The following is a 25,559-nucleotide window of genomic DNA, read 5'->3' as shown; positions in this document are numbered from 1 at the left end:
CAGATTATCGATCTGTATTTAGTCCGTATACACATTCCTATTGCGTTAAGCTTTATAAAATTTATACCTGTTTCAACCTAAATCGCTGTACCTTCCCAGTGGTTGTTTTAGGCAATTCTGAAATAAATTCAATTTCGCGGGGATATTTATAAGCCGCCAACGTTTGTTTTACGAATAGCTTAAGCTCTTCCTTTAAAGCGTCTGTTGGTTCGACACCCTCCTTCAGAACAATAAACGCTTTCGGGTGAACCAGATTGTTATTATTTTTCGCTTCGACAACCGCAACTTCCACTACCTGCTCATGCCGGATGAGGGTTGACTCAATTTCTATCGGCGAAACCCAAATCCCCCCCACCTTAAGCATGTCATCCGAGCGGCCGCAATACCAGAAATACCCCTCTTCATCCTGATAGTATTTATCCCCGGTATACATCCATTCACCATGAAATTTATGGTGATTCTCTGCTAAATTACAAAAATATCCGATGCTTACGCTGTCTCCGGATATCACAAGGTCGCCAATTTCATTTACACCGACAGGCCTTGATTCCTCATTGACAATTTTCGCTTTGTATCCTGGAACAACCTTCCCTGTACTGCCCGCTTTTACCTCACCCATTTGATTGGATAGAAAAATATGCAATGCCTCGGTCGATCCAATGCCATCGAGAATATCGACATTAAACAGTTCCTTCCAACGCTGAATAAATTTTGCCGGCAGGGCTTCTCCGGCGGAAACACAAACCCTGACAGATGATAGGTCAGGAATGACCCCTGTTTTTTCTACATATTGAATTAGAGCTCCGTACAATGTCGGAACACCAAAAAAGATGGTCGGCTTTTGTTTTTCAATCGTTTGAAAAATAAGCTCCGGTGTTGGCCGCTCCTTTAATAAAACAGTAGAGCCGCCGGCACTTAAAGGAAAATAATTGCCATTGCCAAGTCCATAGGCAAAATAAAGCTTCGAAGCGGAAAATGTCCGGTCATTTTCATTAATCTGGAGAATATTTTTAGCATAATTTTTATAGGCCACTTCCATGCTGCGCTGGATATGAACAACACCCTTTGGATTTCCTGTACTGCCTGAACTGTAAAGCCAAAAAGCGGGATCTTCCGATGTAGTCAGAGCAGCCTTCAGTTCTGTTGAAGCCGGCTCTACAAATTCAACATAATCCATTCCATCCGGCTTGTGGTATCCTGTTTCTGAAACCACGATGACATGCTTCAAGAAAATAAATCGCTCTCTATTGTCCTTGATGGTATTCCAGACATGCTCTTCGACCAGCAGAACTTTTGCCCGGCTATGGTTTAAGAAATACTCATAATCCTGCGGCTTCATGGACGGGTTCACAGGGATCGGTACGGCGCCGGCTTTTATCGCTCCATAAAATGAAGCAATAAATTCGGGCGTATCATCTAGGACTTGGAGAATGCGATTTTCCCGTTCAATCCCCAAATCTTTGAGAGCGTTTCCAAATTTATTGATTTTTTTCAAGAGTTCCTCGTATGTAACCTGCTCATCTCCACTATAGATGGCAACCTTACTGCCAAGGCCCCTCCTTACATTTTCTTCGACAATATAGTCGACACTGTTATAGTAGTCCTTTATCCCTTTTAATTGTTCAGTTGATTTTAGCATTTTTATCCTCCAATAGATTAGTAAACTTGTCTATCCGGACCAATCCTGCAGCCAAAATCTAGGTGGAGTCAATTCTTCTTTCGTTTCTTTTGACAGGGGGAAACAGGGCTGGCTCGTTTGCTGTCTGAACCAGTCCTGCTCCTGCTCTATATTACTGACCTGTCCATTTCGGTGGTCGTTTTTCAATGAATGCCGATAATCCTTCTTTTGCATCCTGGGAACGGAACAATAAATTTTGTAGTTCGCCTTCGTAACGGATGGCGGCATTTAATGGCATTTCCTTGCCATTCATGATAGACAGCTTAATATTGGAGATGGCATAAGTGGCGCTTTCTGCAATCTTTCTTGCGTAGGCCAATGTTTTTTCACGTGTCTCTTCTTGAGGATATACTCGATCAACTAATTTAATTTGCAGGGCTTCTTGCGGTGTTAAGGTTTCCCCAGTGATATTCAGGTCTAGCGCCTTTGAATGTCCGACCTGCCGGGCTAGTCTCTGCGTTCCTCCCGTACCGGCCAGCACACCAAGCGAGACTTCCGGAAGTCCAATTCTTCCAGCCTGGTCGCCCATGAAACGGAGGTCACAAGCCAATGCCATTTCCAGGCCTCCGCCGACGGTATGCCCTTCCAAACAAGCAATCCAAACCTGTGGAGAGCGGGCGATTTTGTCAAGGGTTTCATTACAGAATAAACAAAATTGTGTTTTGAATCGCGGCTCTGCTGCCTTCAGGAAATTGATATTGGCACCCGCCGAGAAAAACTTAGGCATATCACTCATCAAGACTGCTACTTTTATATCTTGATCAAAGCGGATATCATCAATTGCCGCGTTCAGTTCTTTGTAAAATTCCAAATCATAGGCATTTGTTTTATTTACATGAAGATGGATTTCCGCGATTCCATTCTCCTTTTTCACTGTCAATGTGTTAGTGCTTAATTCTACTTGCGACATGTTTTTTCCTCCTATTATTTGAAGATTTTGATAATTTTAAATCCCAAAAATATTCAATGGTTTAGTGCCAATGTAGGATACAACACTCTTTGTTTCGCTGTATAACTCAAGGGTTTCCAGGGATAATTCCCTGCCATAGCCTGATTGTTTATACCCTCCAAAAGGTGTTCCCGGGAAGGCGGAAATCGGACTGTTGACCATTACGATTCCGGCTCGAAGTCCAGCGGCGATTCGGTGGGCTTTGCCATTGTCGGTCGTCCAAACAGCAGAACCCAGCCCAAAAATGGAGTCATTAGCGAGTTCGAGCGCTTCTGCTTCATCGGTGAATTTCATTACGACAACTACCGGTCCAAATACTTCTTCTTGCGCAATCCTCATATCGTTTGACACATTACCGATGATAGTAGGCTCATACCAGTAGCCTTTTTCAAATTCCGGTCCTTCAGGACGTTTGCCGCCAAAGAGAATCTCTCCTCCTTCTTCAACAGCAAGCTTCACATAGCCATCGACCGTTTCCTCATGGCTTTTCGAAATAAGCGCTCCCATATGGGTATCCTTATGGAAGGGATCTCCTACTTTAAGCTTTCTGGCTTTTTCAATCAGCTTGACAACAAATTCATCATAAATAGATTCCTGTACAAAAATCCTTGAACGTGCTTCGCAGGATTGACCTGTATTATAGAAGATTCCATAAATTGACCCAATCACCGCCGCCTCCAAATCGCAGTCAGCAAACACAATGCTTGGCGATTTGCCTCCCAATTCCAAGGTTACACGCTTCAACGTTCCAGAAGCCCTGGCCATGATGTCCTTCCCGGTTTCCGTTTCACCGGTGAATGCTACCTTATCTACTCCTGGATGTTCGGTTAAATAAGGTCCGATTTCCGCGCCGCTGCCCGTCACGACATTCACGACACCCGCAGGTACACCTGCCTCATGGCAAATATCGGCGAGCATAAAGGCGGTGATCGGAGTATAGCTGGCCGGTTTTAACACGATTGTACACCCCGCAGCTAATGCAGGAGCTACTTTCCATGCCGCCATCATTAAAGGGTAGTTCCATGGAACAATTTGCGCACAGACACCAACAGGCTCCTTCAATGTATAGTTGAAAAATCCATTTGGAACCGGATTCGTGCGGCCGCCGAAAGTGGTGATGGCACCGGCATAAAACTCAAAGTCCTCAATCGCCTGATTAATTTGCCCCTGGGCCGCTGCCACGGTTTTGCCTGTATTCAACACCTCTGCCTCGACTAATTCATTAAAACGCTCCCTCATGATTTGGGCGATTTTATTTAGGACCCGGGCCCTTCTGGCTGGTGTCAGCTTTGGCCATTTGCCTGTATCAAACGCCTTGCGCGCGGCAGTAACGGCGCGGTCGACATCCTCCTTCGAGGCTTTGGCGACCTTCGCCAGTACCTCACCTGTTGCCGGATTATGGGTGTCAAAGAATCTTTCATTACTACTATTTTGATAGTTTCCATCGATCAGAAGCTGGTACGTATCCTTTATGGTTCTGGTTTGCAGCATCGATTTAACTCCTCTCATAATTTTTTTACCATGGCAATTCCTTGGCCTACCTCATGCACCTGCTGGCATGGCGGGTTCGGCAATCGCGGTTTTGTTTATCTGAAGGGCCCCCCTTCTCCCTCATTCATTCCCCTGGGGTTCCTGCCAGCGGATATACTCAAAGACACTATAGCAGCTGTTGCAGTAATATTGTCTGACTAGTTGCGCAGTCCCAAAGGAGGAGATTTTCTCTACCTGTTCGGAGGAGCAGAACGAACATTGGACCATTTCTTTCCCCTTACACATGTTGGACCTCTTCGAAATTCGTTAACTGCTCGATTTCCGATTTAAAGGTTTTTACAAGATTACTATTATTTAAGATAATTGCTTCAGATTGTAATTGAGGGTCCTTCTCCACTTTGACCAGCCATTGTTCAACCTCTGCAGCAGCTTTTTCCAAGTGTTGTTTAAAGACTCTCGGAACGGCGCCACGGTCCCGAAGCAATTGCTTGCACCAGCTTTTTGCATAGAGTAGATGTTCTTGCTGTTCTCTGATCATTTTATTAAATGGTGTGGGAAGATTTGGCGGCTCCGCTTTCAAAATCGCCTTTATCACTAAATCGACCGCTTGATTATTTGCATATAACCCGGCAATGAGCGACAGCCAATTGGAGGCATTCACCAAGGCAGGAAATGCCTTACCGGTTTGTTCTTTTACTTCCATCTTGCTTGCATTCAGTCCTTGTAATTCATTGGACCATTTATACATTAATCGTGCATGGCCAAGCTCTGCCTGAGCCATCGCAATGGAAGATAGGGAAGCTTCGAGTGTTGGGCCGCTGATGCCAATTTCCACTAACTGGTCGCCGGTGATAAATTTGTTATCGGCAATGGTTTCCGCCAGCACTATGAGAGAGTCATTCTTTTTATCAGCCACAAGAAAGACCTCCTTTTGCAAATAACGGTTCCGGAAGACGCACTTCAATTAAATGATCTTTTCTGACCACTTGCATTTCCACCCAGGTTTCTTCATCGTAAATATGCTGGGCATAGATTTTTGCCAAATCGGCATTTTCTGCCAGTAAGGAGCCCACCTGGATTAAATCATCCCCCCGGTTGATCCGGGTAAACAAGAAATACTCATGCCGCTGACTTTTTTTTGTCATGAACTGACCCCCCATGTCTTTAATTTTAGTTTTCCTTTTTCGCTTAAATTGCTGACCGTCCATGGCGGGTCCCACACTACATGAATTTCCACATCCCTGATTCCTTCTTCCTTCAGCAGGCGTTCCCTGATATCGTTTTCAATCCATTGCATGCAGCCGCATCCGGTTGAGGTATAGGTCATTTTGACGGCAATTGTGTCGTCACCAATCTTGGTGATGTCGTAAATTAACCCCATGTCGACGACGCTGATTGGAAATTCGGGATCCATGACCTCTGTTAATGCCTCCCAGTATTTTTCCGTTTCCATGGTTTTCATGTCATCCGGCCTCCATTGCCCGTAATTCCTCTAATTCAAGGGCACCCTTTTGAATTCTTTCAACAAATTCCACATTTTGCGGGCCGCGCTTTTTAAAGCGTTCAATGACACCTTCCCATGTGTCCGGCTGGTCGGTGAGCCATTTTTTATTTTCGACATCAAATTTGCACGGGAACGGAACATCTATTACATACTTTCTTTGCTCCTCATCATAGTGGGCAGGTACTTTTACACCAATTGATTCACAAAATGGAACGGCTGTGGACAGCCACTTTTGCCTTAACTGGTCATTTGATTTTCCCTTCAGTTTGTAATCCAGCTGTGCAGAACGGCTTTTCAAATTGTCGGCAACACCGAAAAACTCCAGCCCCATTAGGAACATCCAATCTACAGCTTCCTGAACCTGCTTGGCTGTGTCCGGATTTTTCATTCCGGCGCGCATGATGATTTCGCCATTTCGGAGATGAAACAGTTCTTCTTTGTCAACCTTTACGAGAGCGCGCTTCCAAGGTCCATAGGAGGTGTTTTCGTATGCATCACCAAGCAAGGTGTATCCTGCCCGGTCAAACAGTCCGTTGAAGACGCCCAGTTGAATCCAATTGTCCAGTTTAAAATCAAATGCGTACGGATTTTTCCACCGATGGGCCGGGCGTTCGTACAGAAGAGCTTCTACATCTTCACCAAGTTCTTCCAACAATCGATAGGCAATATGGGCATGACCGATTTCATCCTGTATAACAGCTAATGCCGTAATCTTATAGTTTAGATTGGGCGCCTGATTATAGACTGTTAACAGCGGAGGAACGCTTAAAAGCTCTGTATCGCCAACAATAGTCAATGTCTGCTTCAAGGCGCGAAGATATTCTTCGTTCATATCATCCACACATTCCACCATAAAACCATCCTTAATCTTGTCGATCAACACCTCAGCTTGATTCAATTTTTTCGCCCCTTTTCATTACGTTTTATTTTTCATCGTCTATAATTAGTAATATAGAATATTTAAAATTATCTGTCAACAAGTTTATTACGTTTTTATGTTGATAATGATAAAAACATAATCTATTAATATCTTTCATATTTATAGGATGATAAAAAAAAGACGCCTTTCGTGTGAAAGACGTCTTTCCATTTCCCGACATGTAAATTATATATAAATCTCTTTAAAAGGGTTAATCGCTCTGCCCCGGTTGGGGGATATTTCTTTATCAGGGGCGCCTTCAAAGATTGATTCAAAAAAGCGGATCGATGGTATGGAAATTAATTGGTGAATATTCCAGAAAAGCTCTCTTGCCTTGGCCCCAATCCAGTCATCCGGCAATAGGTCACGCGGAAATCCGGGGTCCTGGAAAAGAAATTTTCGATATTCATGAACAATATTCGTCCGCTCAATAAAACATTCTTCGTCTTGCAATGTATTATTTAAAGCTCTTTCCCTGAGCTCTTCGAATCTTGGAGAAAATTCCTCAATGAACCTATGATAATTTTCCGCAACCTGATCCAAATCCCAGGCTTTTTCAATAATCCCTTCACTCGTATGGGAGAGCACGTCGGAGGTATTAAATAAAACGGTATTTTCTTCAATTTGGTAATTGTGAATCATTGCCATTACTTGATCCTCGAGCGGATTGGGGCTGATCCAAATACTGTTTGAAATCATGCCAAATCCCGTCCAGGTCAGCTCTTTGCGGATTTCATTTCGCAGCTCGCGTTTTTCCTCAGGGAACGAATAACTGAAAACCCGCCATTTGCCGTCCCAAGATGTATTAGAAGCTGAAAAAACCCGTTTTACCCCATCATCGACTCTTCTCTTTCCTTGGGCTGTAACAGAATAATAGCTTTTATTTCCCAGTTTTCTTACTTCCAATAAATTCTTTTGTACCATTCGCAAAATCGCACCGCGAACAGAAGATTCCGATATGCCAAACCTATTCATTAGCTGAATTAAACTTCCAACCCAAATTTCTCCACCATAATGTTGAATGTATTCCCCATAGAGAGTAAACATTAATGACCTTGGTTTCATCGTTGTCACCATCTTCTTTTGTTAATAGTTAGATTCATGCGATCATTCTTCATCCATTATAGAGGAATACCATTTTTTATGCATTATAACTGGTGAAATTCTCCTTTAATTTAGTATGAATATTTTCTTGTAAAATGTCTTTTACATCTTCTGGGATCGGCACTGCCTTGATCCCTTCCGGCATTTTCTGCACCCAGCCACGCACCTCATAGCCATGTGCTACACGGTTTCCGTCCCTAAATACCTCGTGGCGCAGTTTTAGTGTTTTCCTATTCACCTCCGCTACTTTGGTTTGAATAGTGATAAGATCGTCATAAAACAACGCTTTTTCAAATGTACATTGAGCATCCAGTAAGGGAACGATAATTCCCCGTTCTTCCTCCAATTTCACAGGAGCAAGCTGGCAGCTTTTGAAAAATTGATGGCCAGCAATGTCGAACCATTTAAAAAAGTTGGGATAATAAACAATTCCCGCTTTATCCGTATCACCCCAATTAACAACGAATCGCATTTCATTGGACCTCATTCTATTCCTCCTATCAGATTTAACAAAAGGCGATATCGATGACCGATATCGCCCTTGGTTGGTACTATAAAAATGTATTCCTCTACTTTGCTCAGCTAATTTGTGTGGTCGCTAGCTTTATTCAATTACTTTCCGGCCCATTCCGGCTGGCGCTTTTCAATAAAGGAGCTTAACCCTTCTTGCGCATCTGCGGAACGGAATAATAGATTTTGCAGTTCCCCTTCATAGCGGATTGCCGCATTTAATGGCATTTCCTTGCCATTCATGATGGAGAGCTTAATATTTGAGATGGCGTAGGAGGCACTGCTGGCAATTTTTCTTGCATACTCCAATGTTCTCGCTCTAGTTTCTTCCTGCGGGAACACCCGGTCAACCAACTTAATCGCCAACGCCTCTTGTGGTGTTAAGGTTTCGCCGGTAATATTCAAATCAAGTGCCTTAGAATGGCCCACTTGACGAGCTAAACGCTGAGTTCCTCCGGTTCCGGCAAGTACCCCAAGTGTTACTTCAGGGAGTCCAATCTTTCCGGCTTGGTCGCCCATAAAGCGGAGGTCGCAGGCCAACGCCATTTCCAAGCCGCCGCCGACCGTATGGCCCTCAAGGCAGGCAATATAAATCTGCGGAGAACGGGCAATTTTATCCAGTGTTTCATTGCAGAATAAGCAGAATTGTGTTTTGAATCGCGGATCCGCGGCCTTAAGGAAATTAATATTTGCCCCGGCTGAGAAGAACTTTGGCATATCGCTCATTAACACGACAACTTTAATATCGCTATCAAAACGAATATCATCAATGGCAGCATTTAATTCTTTATAGTATTCCAAATCGTAGGCATTCGTCTTGTTTACATGAATGTGAATTTCGGCAATTCCATTTTCTTTTTTAACGGTTAAATTTTTTGTTTCGGTTACTGCTGACATTTTTATTCCTCCTCAGATTTTTTATTATGGTTTTTTAAACAACGTTTCTAATACATAATATACACAATATTTTAATAATTCACAACACTGTGAATTCAGTCGATTTCATTACAATACCATTCTTTTTCTCCTTGTTTCTACCCTATTCTTCTATTTCCTTAAATTATCATTTTTTTACTATGAAAATATGAGAAACCATCAGGTATCCCCCCAGCAGACAAATCATACTGTTCCTAAAGCAAATGGACCATACATGAGCAATCATGTGTGGTCCATTTTTTGTTTAAGCAGTTAATTTTTTATATGATAGCATTCTGTATTTAACGGAGCGGCGGCGAGCAAAATTTCATCTGTTTTCACTTCATATAAGCCGTATGGAACCAGCCTTAGGCCTGGCAAGAAGTCACATGTTAAAAACAGCAGAGTATAAAGAATGTCGTGGAATGGAAACCCTCGCTCCTGCAGCATCAACAATAACCGGTCATGGTATTCTACGGAAACATCAAAGGAAGGACTGGTCGTCATCATCCCTGTAAATGGGAGCGGGATCTCTAATACGATCTGATCGCCATCGACAATCACAATTCCCCCACCCATGTCATAAACCCTCGCTCCGGCTATTGACATTGCCTTTGGATCTCTGCCGGCCACCAGCAATTCAGTGGTCGTATTATAGGTTGATGCCATGCCATCAAGATGAACAGCAAACCTTTCTAGAATGGCTTTTGAAATCCACTTGCCGCTTCGATCAATCAAGACAGCATTAATCAAGCCTTCGTGATTGGACAGATCAGCATATCCATCGACGGACGGAAGAACTGTATCCTTGCGCTGGGTGATCACATTGCTTTTAAAATAAGCAACAGGAACAGTGCTGTCTTCAGATGGATGGGGATATCGGTAGAGATCGGCCTCGTTTAGGATTGTTTTGCTAAAAGCAAATGGTTCTTTTACTATATATTTTTGCCACTCGATTTCAGGAAGTTGAACCAGCATTTTGCCATTTTCAGCGGCAATTTCTCCCGAGGCAATGACGAGATCTGGGCGGAAGTCGTGCAAATCAGGGAGGATCAGGATGTCCGCTTTCTTTCCTGGCGCCAGGCCTCCGACATAATCGTCCAGTCTTAAATAGGCTGCTGCATTAAGGGTAACCATCTGAAGGGCCTTCATGACGGGTACACCAAGTTCGACGGCTTGTCTGACAAGCCCATCTACATAGCCATCTTTGTTAATAAATCCGGGGTGTGGTCCATCTGTTGTCATCAAGATTTTATCGGTACTGACATTCCCTTCTGTAATCAGTTTAATCAGTTCAGCCAAATCCGGTCTTAATGAACTATTGCGAAGGGTCGTCCACATTCCCAAGCGAAGCCTTTCTAATGCTTCCTTTGCCGTAATCGCTTCATGGCAGGCCGACACACCTGAGGCAACAATGGCATTTAATTTTTCATAGGAGCAGCCGGCCGTGTGTCCATCGGAAACTTTCCCCAATTTCTTAATAAACTCCATTGTTTCAAGCAAAAATGGATCTCCATTATATAGTAACGGCCAACGGGTCACTTCCGCTGAACCAACTACCTCGTCAAGTTCTAGCAGCTCCCATACATTCTTATGGTTAAACCAGCCTCTTTCCCCAGGGAAATCAGCTTGAGAAACAAGCCTCGCCAGCCAAAGAAAGTTTCCGGGCAAACTCCGTAAATTCTTCACCATTTCCTTGAACCCTTCCGCCCCCATATGCAGATAAAAAAATAAATTATCATTCACTGATGTCGTCGTCCCGAGAGGCAGAACTTTTTCTGTAATGCTAACAGGGTTATAAATGACCCATGGATGGGCGTGCGCCTCAATAAATCCTGGGGAAATATATTTTCCTTCCGCATTGATGACCTTCGTGCGCTCCCCAATGGAGGCTTCACTAGTACCGATATAGGCGATTGCATCCTTATAGACAGCAATATTCTGCTGCAAAAATTCCCCTGAATAGACATTAATGACAGTTCCGCCCTTGATATACAGATCGGCAGGCCGAGTTCCCTTGGCCACTTCAATTAATTCACTGCGTTGTGCTGTTAATCTCAATCCTCTTCTCTCCCGTCCTTTGGAATTCATACACGCCTTTTCTAGTTGAAAACATTATGTTTTATTTACCTTTGTATATTTAACATAATATTACTAGGTTGGAAATTTATATGTCAAACAAAATATTAATTGTTTTTTGGCGCCCACCAGGTCGTCCAACCTCTATCAAGGGAACAAAATCACCAGACAAGGTTCTGATAGATCCAATTGAACAGTATTAATCCAATTCCAATGGATATATTAATCCAGCCTAGGATCAATGAGACTTTTTGTTCCTTTTTCTGAGCTGCCTTTTTATATTTTTTGGCGTCTGTTAGTAGAAGCATGAAGCCGGATAGGCCGAATAGAATGATGACGTACACCATATAACCGATATTATTCAAGCGAACCTCAACCTACCTTTATGTATTATTTTGCTTTCATGCCGACGCGGTGAATCAGGGTATCCACTTTAACCTCGTATGTTAGCTGTTGATAGGCTCTCTCCCAGTTTTCTTTGGTTTTTATTTTTCCGTTCCAATACCGCGGAAGCTTTGCCCGAAAGTATTCCCCAAAACCGAAAACATCGGAACCGGCTGCTTGCGTCGTGGAAATCAATTTTTCAATCGAATTCTTCATGTTTTTGGCTGTTTCTTTTTCAATACTTTTCAACACTTTAGAGTGGTTTATCTTAATTTTGGGACTTTCCTTTTCATCGATTTCACATTCATAGCGGATCTTAAGCCTGACGTGAGGAAGACCGTTCTTCAGCTCAATCTTCCGCTTGGTTTTGCGGCTTCTTATTCGCACCATGACCGTTTTGTCGCTGCCAGGTACTTGGACAAAGGCGCCGTACCCGCCTTTGCCGACCCCTTTTATCGCCATAAAAACGCCAATTTCAAGCGGTGATGTCTTGCCAATCATCTTATCGCCCTTAAAGTAAGCAAGGCCTTTTAGCTCAATGATATTCTTCTGCTTAATCGATAAGTATGGAAGGTAGGCTTCCTGCCCTTTACTCGAGTAAATGGTCCAAAATAATCCGATAAAACTAGGCGGGAACCTCCCCAAAGCAGATAAATTATCTACCATATCCGCCAAATACAGTGAGGGAACCCGGTCCAGACTTGGTTCTAGCTTCATATATTCAGAGGCTGCCTCTTTTGACACGACAAGCGCAGCGGTCCTTCGTATTTCTGGATTACGCCTGAGCAAATCATTTAGCCGTTTCGTTCCGTGCCTCGCCACTTTTTCATTTAACACAATTATGCGTAAATGACCGAGAAACAGCTCATTAGCCACCTGCTGCTGAAGATTTTGCAAAGCGTCTTCCAATGAATGGCCCACGACACTCATGATCAATACCGGCTTTTGGCCTCCTCCTTGTTCAGGACCAAGCGGAATCCGCCCTGGTATCGCAATCTGGGCCGTCACCTTAATCAAATTCCCCTGTGGCTTAAGAAAGCTATTTTTTAAATGAGCCACTTCTCCATCCTTATTCCGATCCTTTTCGCCGGCTTCATCAATTCCAATGGCCAAAACATTCGCGCGACGTTCCATTTCCATTGCGTCCCAGCAGCCTGAAAGCAAAGGGAGGATGAGGATAAAAACCAGCAGAAGTCTTAGGCTACGTTTGTTGTGAAGCACTTCCTTTCAGCCCCCTATTCTTAAAGAAATCAATTGTCAGCAGCAAGCCGGGGTACACAATGGTAATCAGCAAGCCTACTCTGCCCACAAATTTAATAAACTCATACATTTGTAAAAGATTTTGGGGCAGCATGGCCGAAATAAATACGAATGGGAAAATAAAACAAGATAACATTCTTTGGTCCGGAAGGTTGAGCAGCTGTTTGATCGAATGAATCGTAAAATAATAGCTGGAGAATAATGTAGTGAATACGGCGGTTACCCAAACAGCTAGGAAGATAACATCCAGCCTCTGCAGGACATTTCCCGGCACTGCTGTCGTTCTCGCCAATTCCAGAGTCGGCCAGAAGATTTGCTTCATCTCTTCCGTCCCAAAAACAGAAACCGTCGCGATAACAAGTAATAAATACAATCCTCCGGAAATGGAAATCCCCCAAAGGCTGGCCTTTATGGCTTTCTTCGGATTTTTCATCGAGGGGATGATCATCGTCACAATAAATGAGCCCTGAAATAGGGCAGAAATGGTCAGTGTCCCAAGAAACATATGCGGCAGATTGGTGCCTATTATCGGGCGTAAATATAAAAGATTGGCATTCTTTAACGATAAGGCCACCACGATTAAAACAGGAGCCAATATCATTGGAAGATAAAAACTGTGAATATAGGAAAAGACATTGATATTATTTCGGCAGCTGATACAAGCGAGCAGCAGCATGACAATCACGGTGACCTCCAATGGGGTTTCCTGCAAAACACCGGCCACCACTACCTCACCGAATTCGCGGGCAGCAAGACCGGTTAAGATAAAGAAAAACAGGATGACAAATAAGCTGCAAAATCGGCCAAACCACTTTCCGATGATGTCTTCACTATAGGTAATAATGGTCTTTTGCGGATGGCGGATCCCCAAAAAGGTAAGAATGAATAACCCAATCGCCCCTAAAACCATTCCTAGAAACGTGACAAGCGGTGCTCCGGTGCCGCCCGCCTGTACCGCAAACAAAGGCAATGGCAGAACTCCCACGCCGATAATGGTGCTAATTAAGATCGCAGCAGCTTGAGTTGTTGTGATGTGTCTAGTGTCCATTCCCTAGAAGCCTCCATTCTGTGTATCCTGATCGCATCAATTGCTTTACGCTATTCGTTCCCGAATTCACTTCGATTAATATCTTTACTTAATCGACTGCGGTTTGCGGGATTGAGAAATGCCGGTCTTTTAGGCATCGACCACAATGGGGCCCGGAAAATCACATCTTTCAACCCCTGGTAGTTTTCTGGGGAGACTGGCGCCATATACGGCACCCCGAACGATTTCAACGACAGCATATGGTTGAAAATAAAGATAATGCCGATGACGACTCCATATAATCCAAAAATACCTGCCAGAATCATGATGGGAAACCGCAGCATACGAAGGGCAAATGCAGCGGAATAGGCAGGAGTCGCGAAAGAGCCAATGGTGGTCAGGGCGATCGCCACAACGGTGATTGGGCTTGCCAAACCTGCTTCAACAGCTGCCTGCCCGACAACTAAAACCCCGACAATGGATAAGGCGCCGCCGACCTGCTTGGGCAGACGTACGGTGGCTTCCCTTAAGACCTCCATGGCTACTTCAATAATCAATACTTCCACAACGGCTGGGTATGGAACCCCCGCTCTTCCTCCTGCCACGGCTATGGCAAATTCGGTTGGCAGCAATTCCGGATTGAACGAGATGAACGAGACATAAAGCGCAGGAAAGACCAGCGAAAACACAAGGGCCAGCATCCGGGCCAATCTGACAAAGCTGCCCATCAAAAACCTGGACGAATAATCCTCTGCTGTTTGATAAAATTGGTTAAAGACAACAGGGACCAGCAAGGCAAAAGGGGAACCATCCACAAAAATGGCCACTCTGCCTTCGGCCAAATTGGCGACTGTTTTATCCGGTCTTTCTGTACTTTGAATTTGCGGAAACGGGGAAAAAGGATTATCCTCGATAAATTGTTCAAGATAGCCAACATCCATGATGGCATCGATATCGATTTCAGACAGTCTTTTTTCCACTTCCTGAATGACGGTTTCACTGGCGATGCCTTTTAGATAACAATAGGCTACGGTGGATTTAGTCAAGCGTCCAATTTTCATAGTTCTGACTTGGAAATCGGGGGTTGGAAGACGATAGCGCAGTAAGGCGAGGTTGGTTTGGATATTTTCAATGAATCCTTCACGGGGCCCTAATATAATCTGTTCGGTTTCTGGCTGACTGATGGCTCGCTTTTCCACATTGCGTGTCCCAATCCGAATCGCTTCCTTGATACCGTCGATGATCAGCAAGGTTTCACCGCATAAAATGTACTCGATTAATTTTTCCATATTCCACTCAAGTTTAGCCTGGCTATGATAGATCGTTTCTTTGATAATCATATCGGTTATTTGGTCTAATGACCGGTTCCGATCCTTTAAATGATCCGGCACATACATAAGGGGTTTCAAAATATCATGATTAATACTATCCTGATTTACTAAATTAGAAAAATACATAATTGCCGCTTCATACTGGCCAAATACTTTAAAGTACTTCATGATCAAATCATCATTATCACCTAAAGCCTGTTTAATTCCAGACACTGTGTCATCAAGTGAAGGAGAGAGAATCGCATCGGAATCGGCCTTCACTCCTTTATTAAAAGGCGCCGCGTCTTTTCCAATGTCCCTTTTTTTCGCCCGTTTCCTCTTTATAGTAAAAGCCACGATACCGCCTCCATAACTATAACATTTGCAAAATCACTCTAAATAAACTGGGGCTTTTTACCCAGATTCAAAGTGAAACACGGGGACGGTTCTACTGCTTCAAAAGCAGTTGAACCATCCCCGTGTCTCTATCATATTCAGTTTCCGGCGAATTACACTTTCCCTTTTTCCCTTTTATACACCATATAGGAATAAATCATGACCAGGGCAATTCCGACCACTAATGCCCCAAGGAAAAGGTACATTCCCATGGAACCTATAAAGGTGGTGATTAATGGTACAAGGCCAATAACGACAAAAACATATCCTCCAAATCGGTGTGTTTTTTTCCAGACATATTCTGATGCCAGGGTCCAAGGTGTCCGAATGCCGAAGAAATAGTTATGCCGGATTTGCGTCATGAAATTTCCAAAAACGATAAACATAATACCAAGCAGCACCGGTACAACTTTTTGAAAAGGAATATCGTATCCCAGCCCACTAAACAGCCCCATTAAATTAGTGACGACGAGAAATAGGATAATCACAGAGTTGATGATGGAAAATGCGCCGGTATGCTTTTTATAAGCTTCCCTCTTCGGATCAATGGACTTAAAAGCTAAATAAAAAAAGAGGCAGGAGAACCGTCCCCATGCCTCGGTTTCTTTAAAATTTATGAATCCTTTCCTATTTCACAACATAGGTATAACGTGGTATGCAACTTTTGGAATTGGGGCTTTTGTGACAAAATGGCTGGTTTCCAAGGAAAGGTGATGTGACGATGAATATTTTAGAGGTCCGGAATTTGAAGAAATCGTTTGGTTCCATACAAGCCGTCAAAGATATTAGCTTTTCTGTGGAAGAGGGAGAGATTTTTACCATTATCGGGCCAAATGGGGCAGGAAAAACGACCACACTTGAGATGATTGAAGGCTTGGTTACACCGGATCATGGAGACATACAGTTTGGTGAATTGAACTGGAACAAGCACACCATAACGATTAAAAAGAAAATTGGCGTACAGCCGCAATCTAGTGCCATGTTTGATTTATTGTCTCCAGAAGAAAATTTGAATCTATTTGCTACATTTTACGATAAGGCACGGTCAACTGAAGAAATTCTCAAACTGGTTAATCTGACCGAGCATCGAAAGAATCAAGTCAAGAAATTATCTGGCGGTCAGCGGCAACGACTGGCTATCGGGCTAGCCATGATTAGTGATCCTGACATCGTATTTCTGGATGAACCCACGACCGGACTCGACCCTCAGGCACGACGCAATGTTTGGGAGATTATTCTTGAGCTTAAGAAATTAGGAAAAACCACTATTCTCACCACTCATTATATGGAAGAAGCCGAAAAACTAAGCGACCGGGTTTGCATCGTGGACCAAGGATTGGTTGTAACCTTGGATTCCCCCTCCGCATTAATCGAAAAATTAACAAATGAACGAGAGGTTCGCTTATCATTCCTTGATGGAGAAAAAGCCGCCCAGGATGCAGAGCTTTTTGCAAGTGCTCTTGATTCTGTGACACGTACAGAACGTGAGGGCACCGCACTTAAGCTATGGACCATTAAACCCGAGGATTTACTGTTTGACCTTTTTAAATTTACAAAAGACAAGGAATATCAAGTGGAACAAGTTTCGATTCGCGAAATGAGTCTTGAAGATGTCTTTATCGCTTATACCGGTAAAGAGTGGAGGGATTAGCATGAATAATCTCAAGCAATTTAAACAAATGTTCCTTGCTCAATTAAAATTAACACTCCGTGAAAAACAAGCGTGGTTTTGGGGAATCTTTTTTCCAGTTATTTTAATGGTCATCTTTATGACGATATTTGGCGGCAGGTCAAATGATGATTTTAGCACGAAAGTTGCCATTGTGAATGAATCGGCAAATGAGACGTCTGCTGTGATGGCGAAGCAATTGCGGCAAATTCCTATTATTGAAGTAAGCCAAAAGGACCCTATTAGTGAAAAGAAAGCAAAAGTTTTAGTAAAAGAGAAGGAAGTCGATGCTGCCATTGTCTTACCAGAATCAGCAAAGGCCACCTCGATTAAACTGATTGTGAACAAAGAAAATGAACAAAGTGTTTCCACCCAAGTCGTTGCGGGTGTCCTAAACCAGTTCATTCAGCAGGCAAACCTGCAGGCAGTTGGTGCAGCCCCAACCTTTGAGCAGCAATTTGAAACCATTTCTTCAGGCAGTTCGGAATTGGAGTATACGGATTTTCTCTTAACCGGGATGATTGCGTTATCGATTGCCCAAGGCGGCTTATTCGGCATGGTTGACTTAGTGGATATGCGCAGGAAAGGGTTAATCAAAAGGCTGCGGATGACCCCGGCAAAAATGGGCATCTTTGGCCTCAGTGATATGGTGATGCGCCTGTTATTCAGCACCATTCAAATCATTCTCTTATCCTTAATTGGCGTATTCGTATTCGGCGCCAATTTGTTTATTAATTTTCCTAGCTTGTTGCTGGTTTTCTTAATGGGAGCCCTCTCCTTCAATGGAATTGGCTATTTAATTTCATCCTTTAGCAATACAAATGAGGCCTATATGGGTGTAGCAAACATTGTCAGCTTCCTGATGATGTTTGTCAGCGGCATTTTCTTTCCGGTTGAAACCATGCCCGATTGGCTGCAGCCTGTATCAAACATTCTCCCGCTCACCTATTTTGCCGACGGTCTAAGAGACAGTATGGTCTATAATACTTCTATTCTCTCAACCCCACTTTGGTATGGATTTGGAATTATGCTCCTTTGGGGTGGAATTGCCTTTATCATTGGTTCCTTGTTATATAAAAGGAAATCGATTGTATCAGTCAGGTAATACGATCATGTAAGAGGAATAGCTTTTTGCCACGCTGTAAGCGACCGAACACTTGGAAAAATAACATGTTCGGTCGCATATAGCCTTTCTATGCTCCCCAACTCTTGAAAAATTCAGCGGTTCGGTCGCATATAGCCTTTCTATACTCCCCAACTCTTGAAAAATTCAGCGGACCGGTCGCATATAGCCTTTCTATACTCCCCAACTCTTGAAAAAAACAGCGGTTCGGTCGCATATAGCCTTTCTATACTCCCCAACTCTCGAAAAATTCAGCGGTTCGGTCGCATATAGCCTTTCTATGCTCCCCAACTCTTGAAAAATTCAGCGGTTCGGTCGCATATAGCCTTTCTATGCTCCCCGACTCTTGAAAAAACAGCGGTTCGGTCGCATATAGCCTTTCTATGCTCCCCAACTCTTGAAAAATTCAGCGGTTCGGTCGCATATAGCCTTCCTATACTCCCCAACTCTCGAAAAATTCAGCGGTTCGGTCGCATAGGAGCAAAAACAAAAATATTTACGAAAACAGCATAAACAAAACTCCTACTCCCTACTCATTTTCCATAAAATTCTGCCTCTCCAAGTAGTTCAGCACTGTCTGTGAAAACTCAAGGTGAGATTCCTTCGTATACTTGGCAATGGTGTAGATTTGGGCGAGGTTTTTCAATCCTAAACGTTCGGTCATTTCCTTAAGCCTAGGGTTCGCCATGTACCGGTTCCAACCGTTTTCATTTCTATCTTTGTAGATTTCGAGAATGTCTTCTTCTGAATAATCTTGATACTGGTCATAGTGAACAAGTCCATGCCTGGGCAATCGGTCACGTGGGGCAGGGTTTTCTGCAGGATACCCTAATGAATAACCAACAACCGGTACGACATTTGGCGGCAAGTTGAGCAGCTCGCCAATTTGATCGCAATTTGCAAGAGTTGAACCCATATAGCAAATGCCCAGCCCGGCATTCTCTGCTGCTAACGCACAGTTTTGTGCGACCAACGTGGCATCAATGGCGCCAATCATAAAGCTCATAAAGTTATCGAAATGCACAGGTGCATCATTAAGAGCAAGCCATTTTCGCATTCTATTAAAATCAGCACAAAATGTTAGTAGAATAGGTGCATCCACTACCATCGATTGGTCCATATGTGCGGAGTACAATTTTTTCTTTAGCTCTTTGTCTTTCGTGACGATAATTGAATACGTTTGCATATTTCCGCTAGAAGACGCACGGATGCCCGCATCTAGGATTTGATCCAACAGTTCTTGACTTACTTCCCTATCTTCATATTCTCGTATCGACCTGTGCCCGAAGATAACATCGTTTAGTTCCAACGTAATCACTCCCTACAAATAGTATAGCATGGGCAGAGAGATGAGGACGGTTGGGATTTCCTTTTTTCACTCTTCCATCCAACAACAGTAAATTAGATAGTATGTAGTATTTAAAACATTTTTTTAATTTGTTTCCAAAATATATTTTTTACTATATTTATACTCTTTTTCAAGGTCACTCAGAGTTAATTCATAAAAATGCTTATTATTTTTTTATAAATACCTAATTTGAGATTATGCTGCTGCAAAAGATATTGGAGGTTGCCTTAAAGGACATGAAATAGATGTGTTTATCCCATCAATGAAGCTATGGATGATTAAGAGGAACAATTGGATTGCACCATTCTGGACCAGATACAAAGAAGCCGCTCAGGTAGAAGCGGATTCTTTGTCTGGTAATCGTATTAATCTTTTCTATGATATCATTACAATACTTTTTTTAGAGACCTTCCCAAATGCCTTGATAAGATTATGTAAACATTGAATTCGTAGTGTTTCTTCAAACAAAAAAGTATTTAAGATTTCCTTTTCCAGCAAGGCAAAAACTCTTTTGGCAGCATCTTCATGATCATAACTGTATCTATTAGATAGATAATTAACTATTTCTCCCTCATAATATTCGATTGTGCCAAATAAAACAGTTGCCACGAACCTCACCTCCCAGTTAACCCTTCGTTGTCTTTTGATCATATAACTGTAATATCTAAGCATCAACTAACTTCAGCATTTTTTAACAGAAGTGTTAGGATTGTTTAATATAATACGAGATTTTAATACTACTGAAACACAGTCAACATTAAATGGGCATTTTTAAGAGATTTCATTAGAAGATTGATAGGTCATCAGACATTACACTGTTCAGGATTCCGCAAATAATATCCAACTCCGCGACGTGTAGCAATCAAAGCTGGATGGCTCGGTGTATCCTCAATTTTTTCTCTTAATCTTCGGACCGTTACATCCACAGTCCTAGCATCCCCGTAATAATCGTACCCCCATACGGTTCGCAGCAGATGTCCCCTTGTCATGACTTGACCGATATGCTGCGCCAAATAGTAAAGCAATTCAAACTCACGGTACGTCAATTCAATCGTATTTCCGCACTTTGAAACAACATATGCATCTGGATGAATAACAAGGGAACCAATGACAATATCATTTGAATCATTTTCAAATACCGTTTGGGTAATACTTGTATTACGACGGTGCAGTTTCGCTTTGACACGAGCGATTAATTCCCGTGTACTAAATGGCTTTGTTACATAGTCGTCAGCCCCAAGTTCAAGCCCCAGCACTTTATCAATTTCAGAGTCTTTTGCAGTTAGCATAATGATTGGCATTTCATATTTTTTTCTGACCTCCCGGCAAACTTCCATTCCATCCCGGAGCGGCAGCATAATATCGAGAAGGATTAAATCCGGCTGAATCTCCTTCACCAATTGAAGGGCTTCAATTCCATCATAGGCGGAATAGACACTATAACCTTCTTTTTTTAAATTAAACTGCAAAATATCCGCAATTGGCTTTTCATCATCAACGACAAGTATATTCATTTGATTATTAATACTCCCTTCATGATAAATTGATTTATTAATATTTAGGATATAAATAGAGCCAGCACCTTAATAAAAGGAAGCCGGCTCTGCATGGAGGGTACTTGGTGTAGAAACTACTTTATCATAGTTGTTTTACATTTCAGTTAAAGAAATAGAACAATTTGGTAAAATTTGTTTAAAAGTTTAATTATTGAATAACCACTGCTTCTGTTCTTTTTCATTAACTAAACCTTAATTTTTTTACACAATTGTACTATTTTCCCAACCGAACTGTAAACAAACTTTGATATAGTAAATACAATCGATATTCTCGATACTTTTCCTAGGTTAATGGCTAATTAAAATCCATAAAAAAATTTCCTGTTTCTTTTGCTTTAGATACGATTTTTTCGATGACACTCCTTTTTGTTGTGTGTTTCCTAAATATCTATTTGAAAAACGGCAAGAAGAAAGGGGTTTTTTTCGTGGATTCATTATTAACAATTATTATAACCGGACATCCTTTTATAACTTTACTGATCGCAATTTGAGCGCTTGTACTTTGGAAATAGCACAAAAATAAATCGTGCGATAATGGAGTGAAATTTAATAAGATGAAAATCCTAACTTTTCACGACATTATATTTAAACCTACATTATAATTTTGCTAACGGATTAAATTGTGTAAATTTTCTGAAATATATTTTTAATGAGATATACAACATTTTGTAAAACAATAAGATTTAATTCTGATAAGTTTAATGTAATTAATAACAGAATAGTAAATCAACATCATACCATTTTCATAATGGAGTACCTAATTGACTTGCTACAAGTCCATTTCATATGAATGAGGGATTAAAAATGTTGACACGTTACAAAAAATCGTATAATAAAATAGCCATGGGCTTATTATCGTTTATGCCAAATGAAAAAGATATGCAGAAACTTCAGATTACGATTAATCAATATGAAACTGACCAAGACCACCAACTCTTTTTATGGAAGGAAGAAAAAGGCATCATTGGTCTTATCGGTGTTGTATTTGTAAATAATCACCTTATCCAAATCCAACATATTTCAGTTAACCCTTCCCATCGTGGTCATGGAATCGGTAGTAGGATGGTTAAAGCCCTAAAACAGCTTTATCCAGATACTAGTTTTATCCCCGATGAAAACACAGCTGCATTTTGTGAAAAATGCGACCTAAATGAATCCTTCCTTTGGTCGGAAGCACCGGTATGACTCTTCATAAAAATACATACAAGTAACGCTTATTAACAGATACTCATTACATTTTTTCTCTTTATACACAAAGTTTATCTGCTAACTACTCCTGTGATAATCCTGCTCCCTTTCGAAAATCTTTTATCTTTTTACCTAATGTCAAATAGAACACTAAAAGTCTATTTCTTTTTTTGACGATATAAATCAACTGATTTATATCCCTGTGATAGGATTTCGACCATTTGTTTTTGGCGTTTTTCACGTGTTTGCTGCTGCTTAGCAGAAAATATGTAGCGCGCCCAATCCTTTTGATAACCTGGTGTTAACTCTTTATACAGTTTCAGTTCATTGGGATGATCAGTTAAAAGCATTTCAACATCCTTTATATTTTCTTCATAATCTGCTACACATTGACTCGCAGCTGATGACTTTTGAGGCTTCATTTTTTCGCGCTTTAATCCAACTACAGTAAAGACATCATCCATCCCCACCATTCGTGAGAATTTCAAGTCGCTGTTGGCTACATACCCATCTTCGCCCACTTTCATGGCTGGAAAGATTTCATCTCTATGTATGAACGTTTCATACCTCTTGTTCCCTTTTTTCGGATAGGCAAAAAATAAGTATCCTTTTTCTAGTAATTGCTGTTCATTGATTATCCTTTGAGTATGGGCCACCATTTGATCGAGCGTTTCAATAAAAATAAAGATCGCATCTTGTTCTCCAGTTAATTCATTCTTATATCCATTAAATAAATCATAATCTTCCGGTTGATTAAGTACGGCAAGATTACTATACTTGCCCAGATTTAATTTATCGATAATTGACATTACTTTTCTCCTTCCTTTAACCAGGGTCAAATTGGAACTCTGCTACTCTTTTCTTGTGGTTATTTTCACATCAATCTCTCTTAATAGTTTACCTACTTCAGCTTCTTCCCAAACCCCACACGTTTCTATCCTCTATCATAACCTTCAAAAATGCAAAATCCTATAAAATACAGGAATTAATTGTAATATTTTCAGGGAAATATTTTGTCTTTTTTTCGAGAAAAATGAAATTTAATAGGGATTTCGCAAGGAATGTCCTTTTTACTCGAATGTATTTGCAGGAGGAATAATTAATATAGTAATCTAGCTTTTTTATATGAAAATTTTTGTAAATTTAAAATAACATACTATTTATTATCATACTAATATAGATAGTTATGAAAACGTTTACAAAATGATGAATAGATTTCGTGTATAGTCATTAGCGGATTTTAAAGGAATTTCTATGATTTTGTAAAACGATTCTTGTTTACTATATTTGCCAAAGTAGGAATAATGAAAGAGTATCAATTTTTCAAAGGGGGAGTTTCATGTTTCGTCGTAAATCCATGATCACAGTCCTTGCAACAGGCATGCTTTTATCATCAGGGGTTGTCTATGCTCAAACGAATAGTGCACCAAATGCACAAGCCGCCACAGCGTTTGACAACAATGTTATCAAGAAAATCAGCGCAGACAATATGTATAATACCATTAAGTATCTATCAGCCGTGCCTAGGGAAGCTGGCACAGAGGGAGAGGTTCGTGGAGTCGAGTACATAGAAAGCCAGTTTAAGAGTTTAGGACTCGAAACTAGAAGAATACCGTTTCCGATCTATGATTATAAGTTAAACCACGTACTTGCTGTAGTTGATGGAGTTGATTTCAAAGGCCGTGCCTTTAGCGGCAGTGGAAGCGGAAATGTAACGGCAGAGCTCGTTGATGTTGGAAAAGCATTAGCTGGCACTATTACAGATGATGTGAAAGGGAAAATTGCCTTGATTGAGCGTGGGGATATCACGTTCGTTGAAAAAGTGGCAAATGTAGTTGCTAAAGGAGCAGTTGGGGTACTTATGTATAACAACAGTGCCAATGGCAATAACTTTGGCCAAGCCAATGGAGAAGTTCCTGCTGTGGCAATCACCCAAGCACAGGGGAAAGGATTGGTTGAAAAATTAAAGAACGGCCCTGTTACAGCCACCTTAGATGTCGATATCCAAAAGATCGAGAAAACATCCTATGTGGTTGAGGCTAAATTAAAGCCTAACAAGAACAAGGACACAGGACAGATTGTCACGATTGGAGCACACCATGACTCGGTTCCTAATGGACCGGGAGCAAATGACGATGCTTCTGGTGTATCAGCCGTACTCGAGCTAGCAAGAATTCTTGTCAAGACTCCAATTGATACCGAAGTCCGCTTCCTTACCTTCGGCTCTGAGGAAAGAGGAATGGTGGGCTCATCCTTCTACGTATCGCAGCTTCCACAAAGTGATATAGACCGTATTGTTGCCCACTTCCAAATGGATATGATTGGCGGGGCAGAAGCAGGAGAAGATCATCCATTAGGTGGACTGATCATGTATACAATTAACGGTCAGAAGAATCTTGTTACGGACTTAGGAGCGTCTGCCTCATCAAGAATGTATGATGTGGCGGTACCGTACGGACAGTTAGGAAGAAGTGACCATCAGCCATTCCATGATGTGGGCATCCCTTCCGCACTATTTATTCATTCACCTGTTGAGCCTCAGTATCACAAGCCAACAGATACGATTGAACATATCAGTAAAGAAAAGCTACAACAAGCTGCATCAATCGTCGGAGCAGCAGCCTATCAAATCGTTCGTCCTGATACGCCGGCTCTCGAACGGGCACGTGTGGCTCCAGCATTAGTGGACTACGATTTCGAAAACCGCCCAGTAGATTAATAGAACAGTAAAAACGCTTGAATCAAATAGAGATTCAAGCGTTTTTACTGTTAAAAGGAAGCACGAGAACCGTCCGAGACTTCTGAAAAATGATTCTAATAAGCTGCAGCGTTACTTTTCTGGTTCTCACGGGCAGAATAGACCGCTTATTTTTACCGCTGCTCTTCTTTTCATGAGCTCTCGGGTAGAATAGACCGCTTATTTTTACCGCTACGCTTCTTTTCAGGAGCTCTCGGGCAGAATAGAACGCTTATTTTTACCGCTGCGCTTCTTTTCAGGAGCCCTCGGGCAGATTAAATCGATTATTTTTGCCGCTACGCTTTTTTTCAGAAGCTCTCGGGCAGAATAGATCGCTTATTTTTACCGCTGCACTTCTTTTCATGAGCTCTCGGGCAAAATAGCTGGCTTATTTTTACCGGTGAGCTTCTTT

At 41.9% G+C, this 25,559-nt stretch carries 25 protein-coding genes and 1 pseudogene; 4 read left to right on the top strand and 22 right to left on the bottom strand.

Features of this window, described 5'->3' with window-relative positions; genetic code table 11:
• Nucleotides 1-61 precede the first annotated feature (61 nt).
• The 17 genes from QNN06_RS03280 to QNN06_RS03205 all read right to left on the bottom strand — a co-directional run bounded on the left by QNN06_RS03280 (nucleotide 62) and on the right by QNN06_RS03205 (nucleotide 16,014).
• Nucleotides 62-1,639 (bottom strand): benzoate-CoA ligase family protein, encoded by a 1,578-nt coding sequence (locus QNN06_RS03280; protein ID WP_284036967.1) that lies wholly within the window; start codon nucleotides 1,637-1,639, stop codon nucleotides 62-64.
• A 151-nt stretch (nucleotides 1,640-1,790) separates the two neighbouring features.
• The gene (locus QNN06_RS03275; protein WP_284036966.1) at nucleotides 1,791-2,588 is read right to left on the bottom strand and encodes an enoyl-CoA hydratase/isomerase family protein; all 798 of its coding nucleotides are present in this window, start codon (nucleotides 2,586-2,588) and stop codon (nucleotides 1,791-1,793) included.
• 36 nt (nucleotides 2,589-2,624) lie between these two features.
• Nucleotides 2,625-4,118: an aldehyde dehydrogenase family protein gene (locus QNN06_RS03270; RefSeq protein WP_213118806.1), complete on the bottom strand. Its 1,494-nt coding sequence runs from the start codon at nucleotides 4,116-4,118 to the stop codon at nucleotides 2,625-2,627.
• 120 nt (nucleotides 4,119-4,238) lie between these two features.
• Nucleotides 4,239-4,385 carry a PaaD-like zinc ribbon domain-containing protein gene (locus tag QNN06_RS31320; protein ID WP_481819254.1) on the bottom strand — a complete coding sequence of 49 codons (147 nt, stop codon included), beginning with the start codon at nucleotides 4,383-4,385 and terminating at the stop codon, nucleotides 4,239-4,241.
• A 10-nt stretch (nucleotides 4,386-4,395) separates the two neighbouring features.
• Complete coding sequence (locus QNN06_RS03265) at nucleotides 4,396-5,034, bottom strand: Phenylacetic acid catabolic protein (RefSeq protein ID WP_284036965.1); 639 nt, start codon at nucleotides 5,032-5,034, stop codon at nucleotides 4,396-4,398.
• A complete protein-coding gene (locus QNN06_RS03260) occupies nucleotides 5,027-5,263 on the bottom strand; it encodes a hypothetical protein (protein ID WP_217033204.1) in 237 nt (78 codons plus the stop codon). The genes QNN06_RS03265 and QNN06_RS03260 overlap by 8 nt, the downstream gene beginning before the upstream one ends.
• A complete protein-coding gene (locus QNN06_RS03255; protein WP_213118809.1) occupies nucleotides 5,260-5,580 on the bottom strand; it encodes a metal-sulfur cluster assembly factor in 321 nt (106 codons plus the stop codon). The genes QNN06_RS03260 and QNN06_RS03255 overlap by 4 nt, the downstream gene beginning before the upstream one ends.
• Before the next feature lies 1 nt (nucleotide 5,581).
• Nucleotides 5,582-6,520 carry a Phenylacetic acid catabolic protein gene (locus tag QNN06_RS03250; RefSeq protein WP_284036964.1) on the bottom strand — a complete coding sequence of 313 codons (939 nt, stop codon included), beginning with the start codon at nucleotides 6,518-6,520 and terminating at the stop codon, nucleotides 5,582-5,584.
• 207 nt (nucleotides 6,521-6,727) lie between these two features.
• On the bottom strand, nucleotides 6,728-7,606 hold the full coding sequence (gene paaX / locus QNN06_RS03245) for a phenylacetic acid degradation operon negative regulatory protein PaaX (protein WP_213118811.1): 879 nt from the start codon (nucleotides 7,604-7,606) through the stop codon (nucleotides 6,728-6,730).
• 76 nt (nucleotides 7,607-7,682) lie between these two features.
• Entirely contained in the window at nucleotides 7,683-8,132 is a 450-nt protein-coding gene (locus QNN06_RS03240) for an acyl-CoA thioesterase (RefSeq protein WP_213118812.1), read from the bottom strand.
• A 125-nt stretch (nucleotides 8,133-8,257) separates the two neighbouring features.
• Entirely contained in the window at nucleotides 8,258-9,052 is a 795-nt protein-coding gene (locus QNN06_RS03235) for an enoyl-CoA hydratase/isomerase family protein (protein ID WP_213118813.1), read from the bottom strand.
• Between the two features lie 291 nt (nucleotides 9,053-9,343).
• On the bottom strand, nucleotides 9,344-11,131 hold the full coding sequence (locus QNN06_RS03230) for an adenine deaminase C-terminal domain-containing protein (RefSeq protein WP_284036963.1): 1,788 nt from the start codon (nucleotides 11,129-11,131) through the stop codon (nucleotides 9,344-9,346).
• A gap of 179 nt (nucleotides 11,132-11,310) precedes the next feature.
• Nucleotides 11,311-11,514, bottom strand: coding sequence for a CLC_0170 family protein (locus QNN06_RS03225; protein WP_213118815.1), 204 nt, complete (start codon nucleotides 11,512-11,514; stop codon nucleotides 11,311-11,313).
• Nucleotides 11,515-11,539: 25 nt separating this feature from the next.
• Nucleotides 11,540-12,754, bottom strand: a complete 1,215-nt coding sequence (locus QNN06_RS03220) for a Ger(x)C family spore germination protein (protein WP_213118816.1) — start codon at nucleotides 12,752-12,754, stop codon at nucleotides 11,540-11,542.
• A complete protein-coding gene (locus QNN06_RS03215) occupies nucleotides 12,735-13,841 on the bottom strand; it encodes a GerAB/ArcD/ProY family transporter (protein WP_217033196.1) in 1,107 nt (368 codons plus the stop codon). The genes QNN06_RS03220 and QNN06_RS03215 overlap by 20 nt, the downstream gene beginning before the upstream one ends.
• Nucleotides 13,842-13,891: 50 nt before the next feature.
• Nucleotides 13,892-15,487 carry a spore germination protein gene (locus QNN06_RS03210; RefSeq protein ID WP_372447611.1) on the bottom strand — a complete coding sequence of 532 codons (1,596 nt, stop codon included), beginning with the start codon at nucleotides 15,485-15,487 and terminating at the stop codon, nucleotides 13,892-13,894.
• Between the two features lie 152 nt (nucleotides 15,488-15,639).
• The gene (locus tag QNN06_RS03205) at nucleotides 15,640-16,014 is read right to left on the bottom strand and encodes an SdpI family protein (protein WP_217033195.1); all 375 of its coding nucleotides are present in this window, start codon (nucleotides 16,012-16,014) and stop codon (nucleotides 15,640-15,642) included.
• A 233-nt stretch (nucleotides 16,015-16,247) separates the two neighbouring features.
• Here QNN06_RS03205 and QNN06_RS03200 point away from each other — a divergent pair, with 233 nt between their 5' ends.
• A complete protein-coding gene (locus QNN06_RS03200; protein ID WP_284036962.1) occupies nucleotides 16,248-17,177 on the top strand; it encodes an ABC transporter ATP-binding protein in 930 nt (309 codons plus the stop codon).
• Nucleotide 17,178: 1 nt separating this feature from the next.
• On the top strand, nucleotides 17,179-18,300 hold the full coding sequence (locus tag QNN06_RS03195) for an ABC transporter permease (protein WP_284036961.1): 1,122 nt from the start codon (nucleotides 17,179-17,181) through the stop codon (nucleotides 18,298-18,300).
• Between the two features lie 547 nt (nucleotides 18,301-18,847).
• Here the strand turns inward: QNN06_RS03195 and QNN06_RS03190 are convergent.
• From QNN06_RS03190 to yycF, 4 genes and pseudogenes are all read right to left on the bottom strand, one after another.
• Complete coding sequence (locus tag QNN06_RS03190; protein ID WP_284036960.1) at nucleotides 18,848-19,636, bottom strand: nitroreductase family protein; 789 nt, start codon at nucleotides 19,634-19,636, stop codon at nucleotides 18,848-18,850.
• Between the two features lie 114 nt (nucleotides 19,637-19,750).
• Nucleotides 19,751-19,816 (bottom strand): annotated as a pseudogene (locus QNN06_RS31215) (hypothetical protein); the annotation flags it as partial.
• Between the two features lie 225 nt (nucleotides 19,817-20,041).
• A complete protein-coding gene (locus QNN06_RS03185; protein WP_217033191.1) occupies nucleotides 20,042-20,275 on the bottom strand; it encodes a hypothetical protein in 234 nt (77 codons plus the stop codon).
• Nucleotides 20,276-20,469: 194 nt separating this feature from the next.
• Entirely contained in the window at nucleotides 20,470-21,180 is a 711-nt protein-coding gene (yycF, locus tag QNN06_RS03180) for a response regulator YycF (RefSeq protein ID WP_217033190.1), read from the bottom strand.
• Between the two features lie 846 nt (nucleotides 21,181-22,026).
• Between yycF and QNN06_RS03175 the strand changes: the two genes are divergently transcribed.
• Nucleotides 22,027-22,407: a GNAT family N-acetyltransferase gene (locus QNN06_RS03175; protein WP_213118823.1), complete on the top strand. Its 381-nt coding sequence runs from the start codon at nucleotides 22,027-22,029 to the stop codon at nucleotides 22,405-22,407.
• A 161-nt stretch (nucleotides 22,408-22,568) separates the two neighbouring features.
• Here the strand turns inward: QNN06_RS03175 and QNN06_RS03170 are convergent, their stop codons facing one another.
• Complete coding sequence (locus tag QNN06_RS03170; protein WP_213118824.1) at nucleotides 22,569-23,219, bottom strand: YdeI/OmpD-associated family protein; 651 nt, start codon at nucleotides 23,217-23,219, stop codon at nucleotides 22,569-22,571.
• Between the two features lie 530 nt (nucleotides 23,220-23,749).
• Here QNN06_RS03170 and QNN06_RS03165 point away from each other — a divergent pair.
• Nucleotides 23,750-25,129, top strand: coding sequence for a M28 family peptidase (locus QNN06_RS03165; RefSeq protein ID WP_217033187.1), 1,380 nt, complete (start codon nucleotides 23,750-23,752; stop codon nucleotides 25,127-25,129).
• Nucleotides 25,130-25,559: the final 430 nt, after the last annotated feature.

The organism is Neobacillus sp. 114 (genome assembly GCF_030127045.1).
Taxonomy (GTDB): domain Bacteria; phylum Bacillota; class Bacilli; order Bacillales; family Cytobacillaceae; genus Neobacillus; species Neobacillus rhizophilus.
This window is presented reverse-complemented; position numbering and strand designations above follow the sequence as displayed.

What these genes read in the sequence shown, in the direction of transcription:
- QNN06_RS03280 (WP_284036967.1), bottom strand. Translation starts at nt 1,639, where the DNA reads ATGCTAAAATCAACTGAACAATTAAAAGGGATAAAGGACTACTATAAC.
- QNN06_RS03275 (WP_284036966.1), bottom strand. Translation starts at nt 2,588, where the DNA reads ATGTCGCAAGTAGAATTAAGCACTAACACATTGACAGTGAAAAAGGAG.
- QNN06_RS03270 (WP_213118806.1), bottom strand. Translation starts at nt 4,118, where the DNA reads ATGCTGCAAACCAGAACCATAAAGGATACGTACCAGCTTCTGATCGAT.
- QNN06_RS31320 (WP_481819254.1), bottom strand. Translation starts at nt 4,385, where the DNA reads ATGGTCCAATGTTCGTTCTGCTCCTCCGAACAGGTAGAGAAAATCTCC.
- QNN06_RS03260 (WP_217033204.1), bottom strand. Translation starts at nt 5,263, where the DNA reads ATGACAAAAAAAAGTCAGCGGCATGAGTATTTCTTGTTTACCCGGATC.
- QNN06_RS03255 (WP_213118809.1), bottom strand. Translation starts at nt 5,580, where the DNA reads ATGAAAACCATGGAAACGGAAAAATACTGGGAGGCATTAACAGAGGTC.
- paaX (WP_213118811.1), bottom strand. Translation starts at nt 7,606, where the DNA reads ATGAAACCAAGGTCATTAATGTTTACTCTCTATGGGGAATACATTCAA.
- QNN06_RS03240 (WP_213118812.1), bottom strand. Translation starts at nt 8,132, where the DNA reads ATGAGGTCCAATGAAATGCGATTCGTTGTTAATTGGGGTGATACGGAT.
- QNN06_RS03235 (WP_213118813.1), bottom strand. Translation starts at nt 9,052, where the DNA reads ATGTCAGCAGTAACCGAAACAAAAAATTTAACCGTTAAAAAAGAAAAT.
- QNN06_RS03215 (WP_217033196.1), bottom strand. Translation starts at nt 13,841, where the DNA reads ATGGACACTAGACACATCACAACAACTCAAGCTGCTGCGATCTTAATT.
- QNN06_RS03200 (WP_284036962.1), top strand. Translation starts at nt 16,248, where the DNA reads ATGAATATTTTAGAGGTCCGGAATTTGAAGAAATCGTTTGGTTCCATA.
- QNN06_RS03195 (WP_284036961.1), top strand. Translation starts at nt 17,179, where the DNA reads ATGAATAATCTCAAGCAATTTAAACAAATGTTCCTTGCTCAATTAAAA.
- yycF (WP_217033190.1), bottom strand. Translation starts at nt 21,180, where the DNA reads ATGAATATACTTGTCGTTGATGATGAAAAGCCAATTGCGGATATTTTG.
- QNN06_RS03175 (WP_213118823.1), top strand. Translation starts at nt 22,027, where the DNA reads ATGTTGACACGTTACAAAAAATCGTATAATAAAATAGCCATGGGCTTA.
- QNN06_RS03170 (WP_213118824.1), bottom strand. Translation starts at nt 23,219, where the DNA reads ATGTCAATTATCGATAAATTAAATCTGGGCAAGTATAGTAATCTTGCC.
- QNN06_RS03165 (WP_217033187.1), top strand. Translation starts at nt 23,750, where the DNA reads ATGTTTCGTCGTAAATCCATGATCACAGTCCTTGCAACAGGCATGCTT.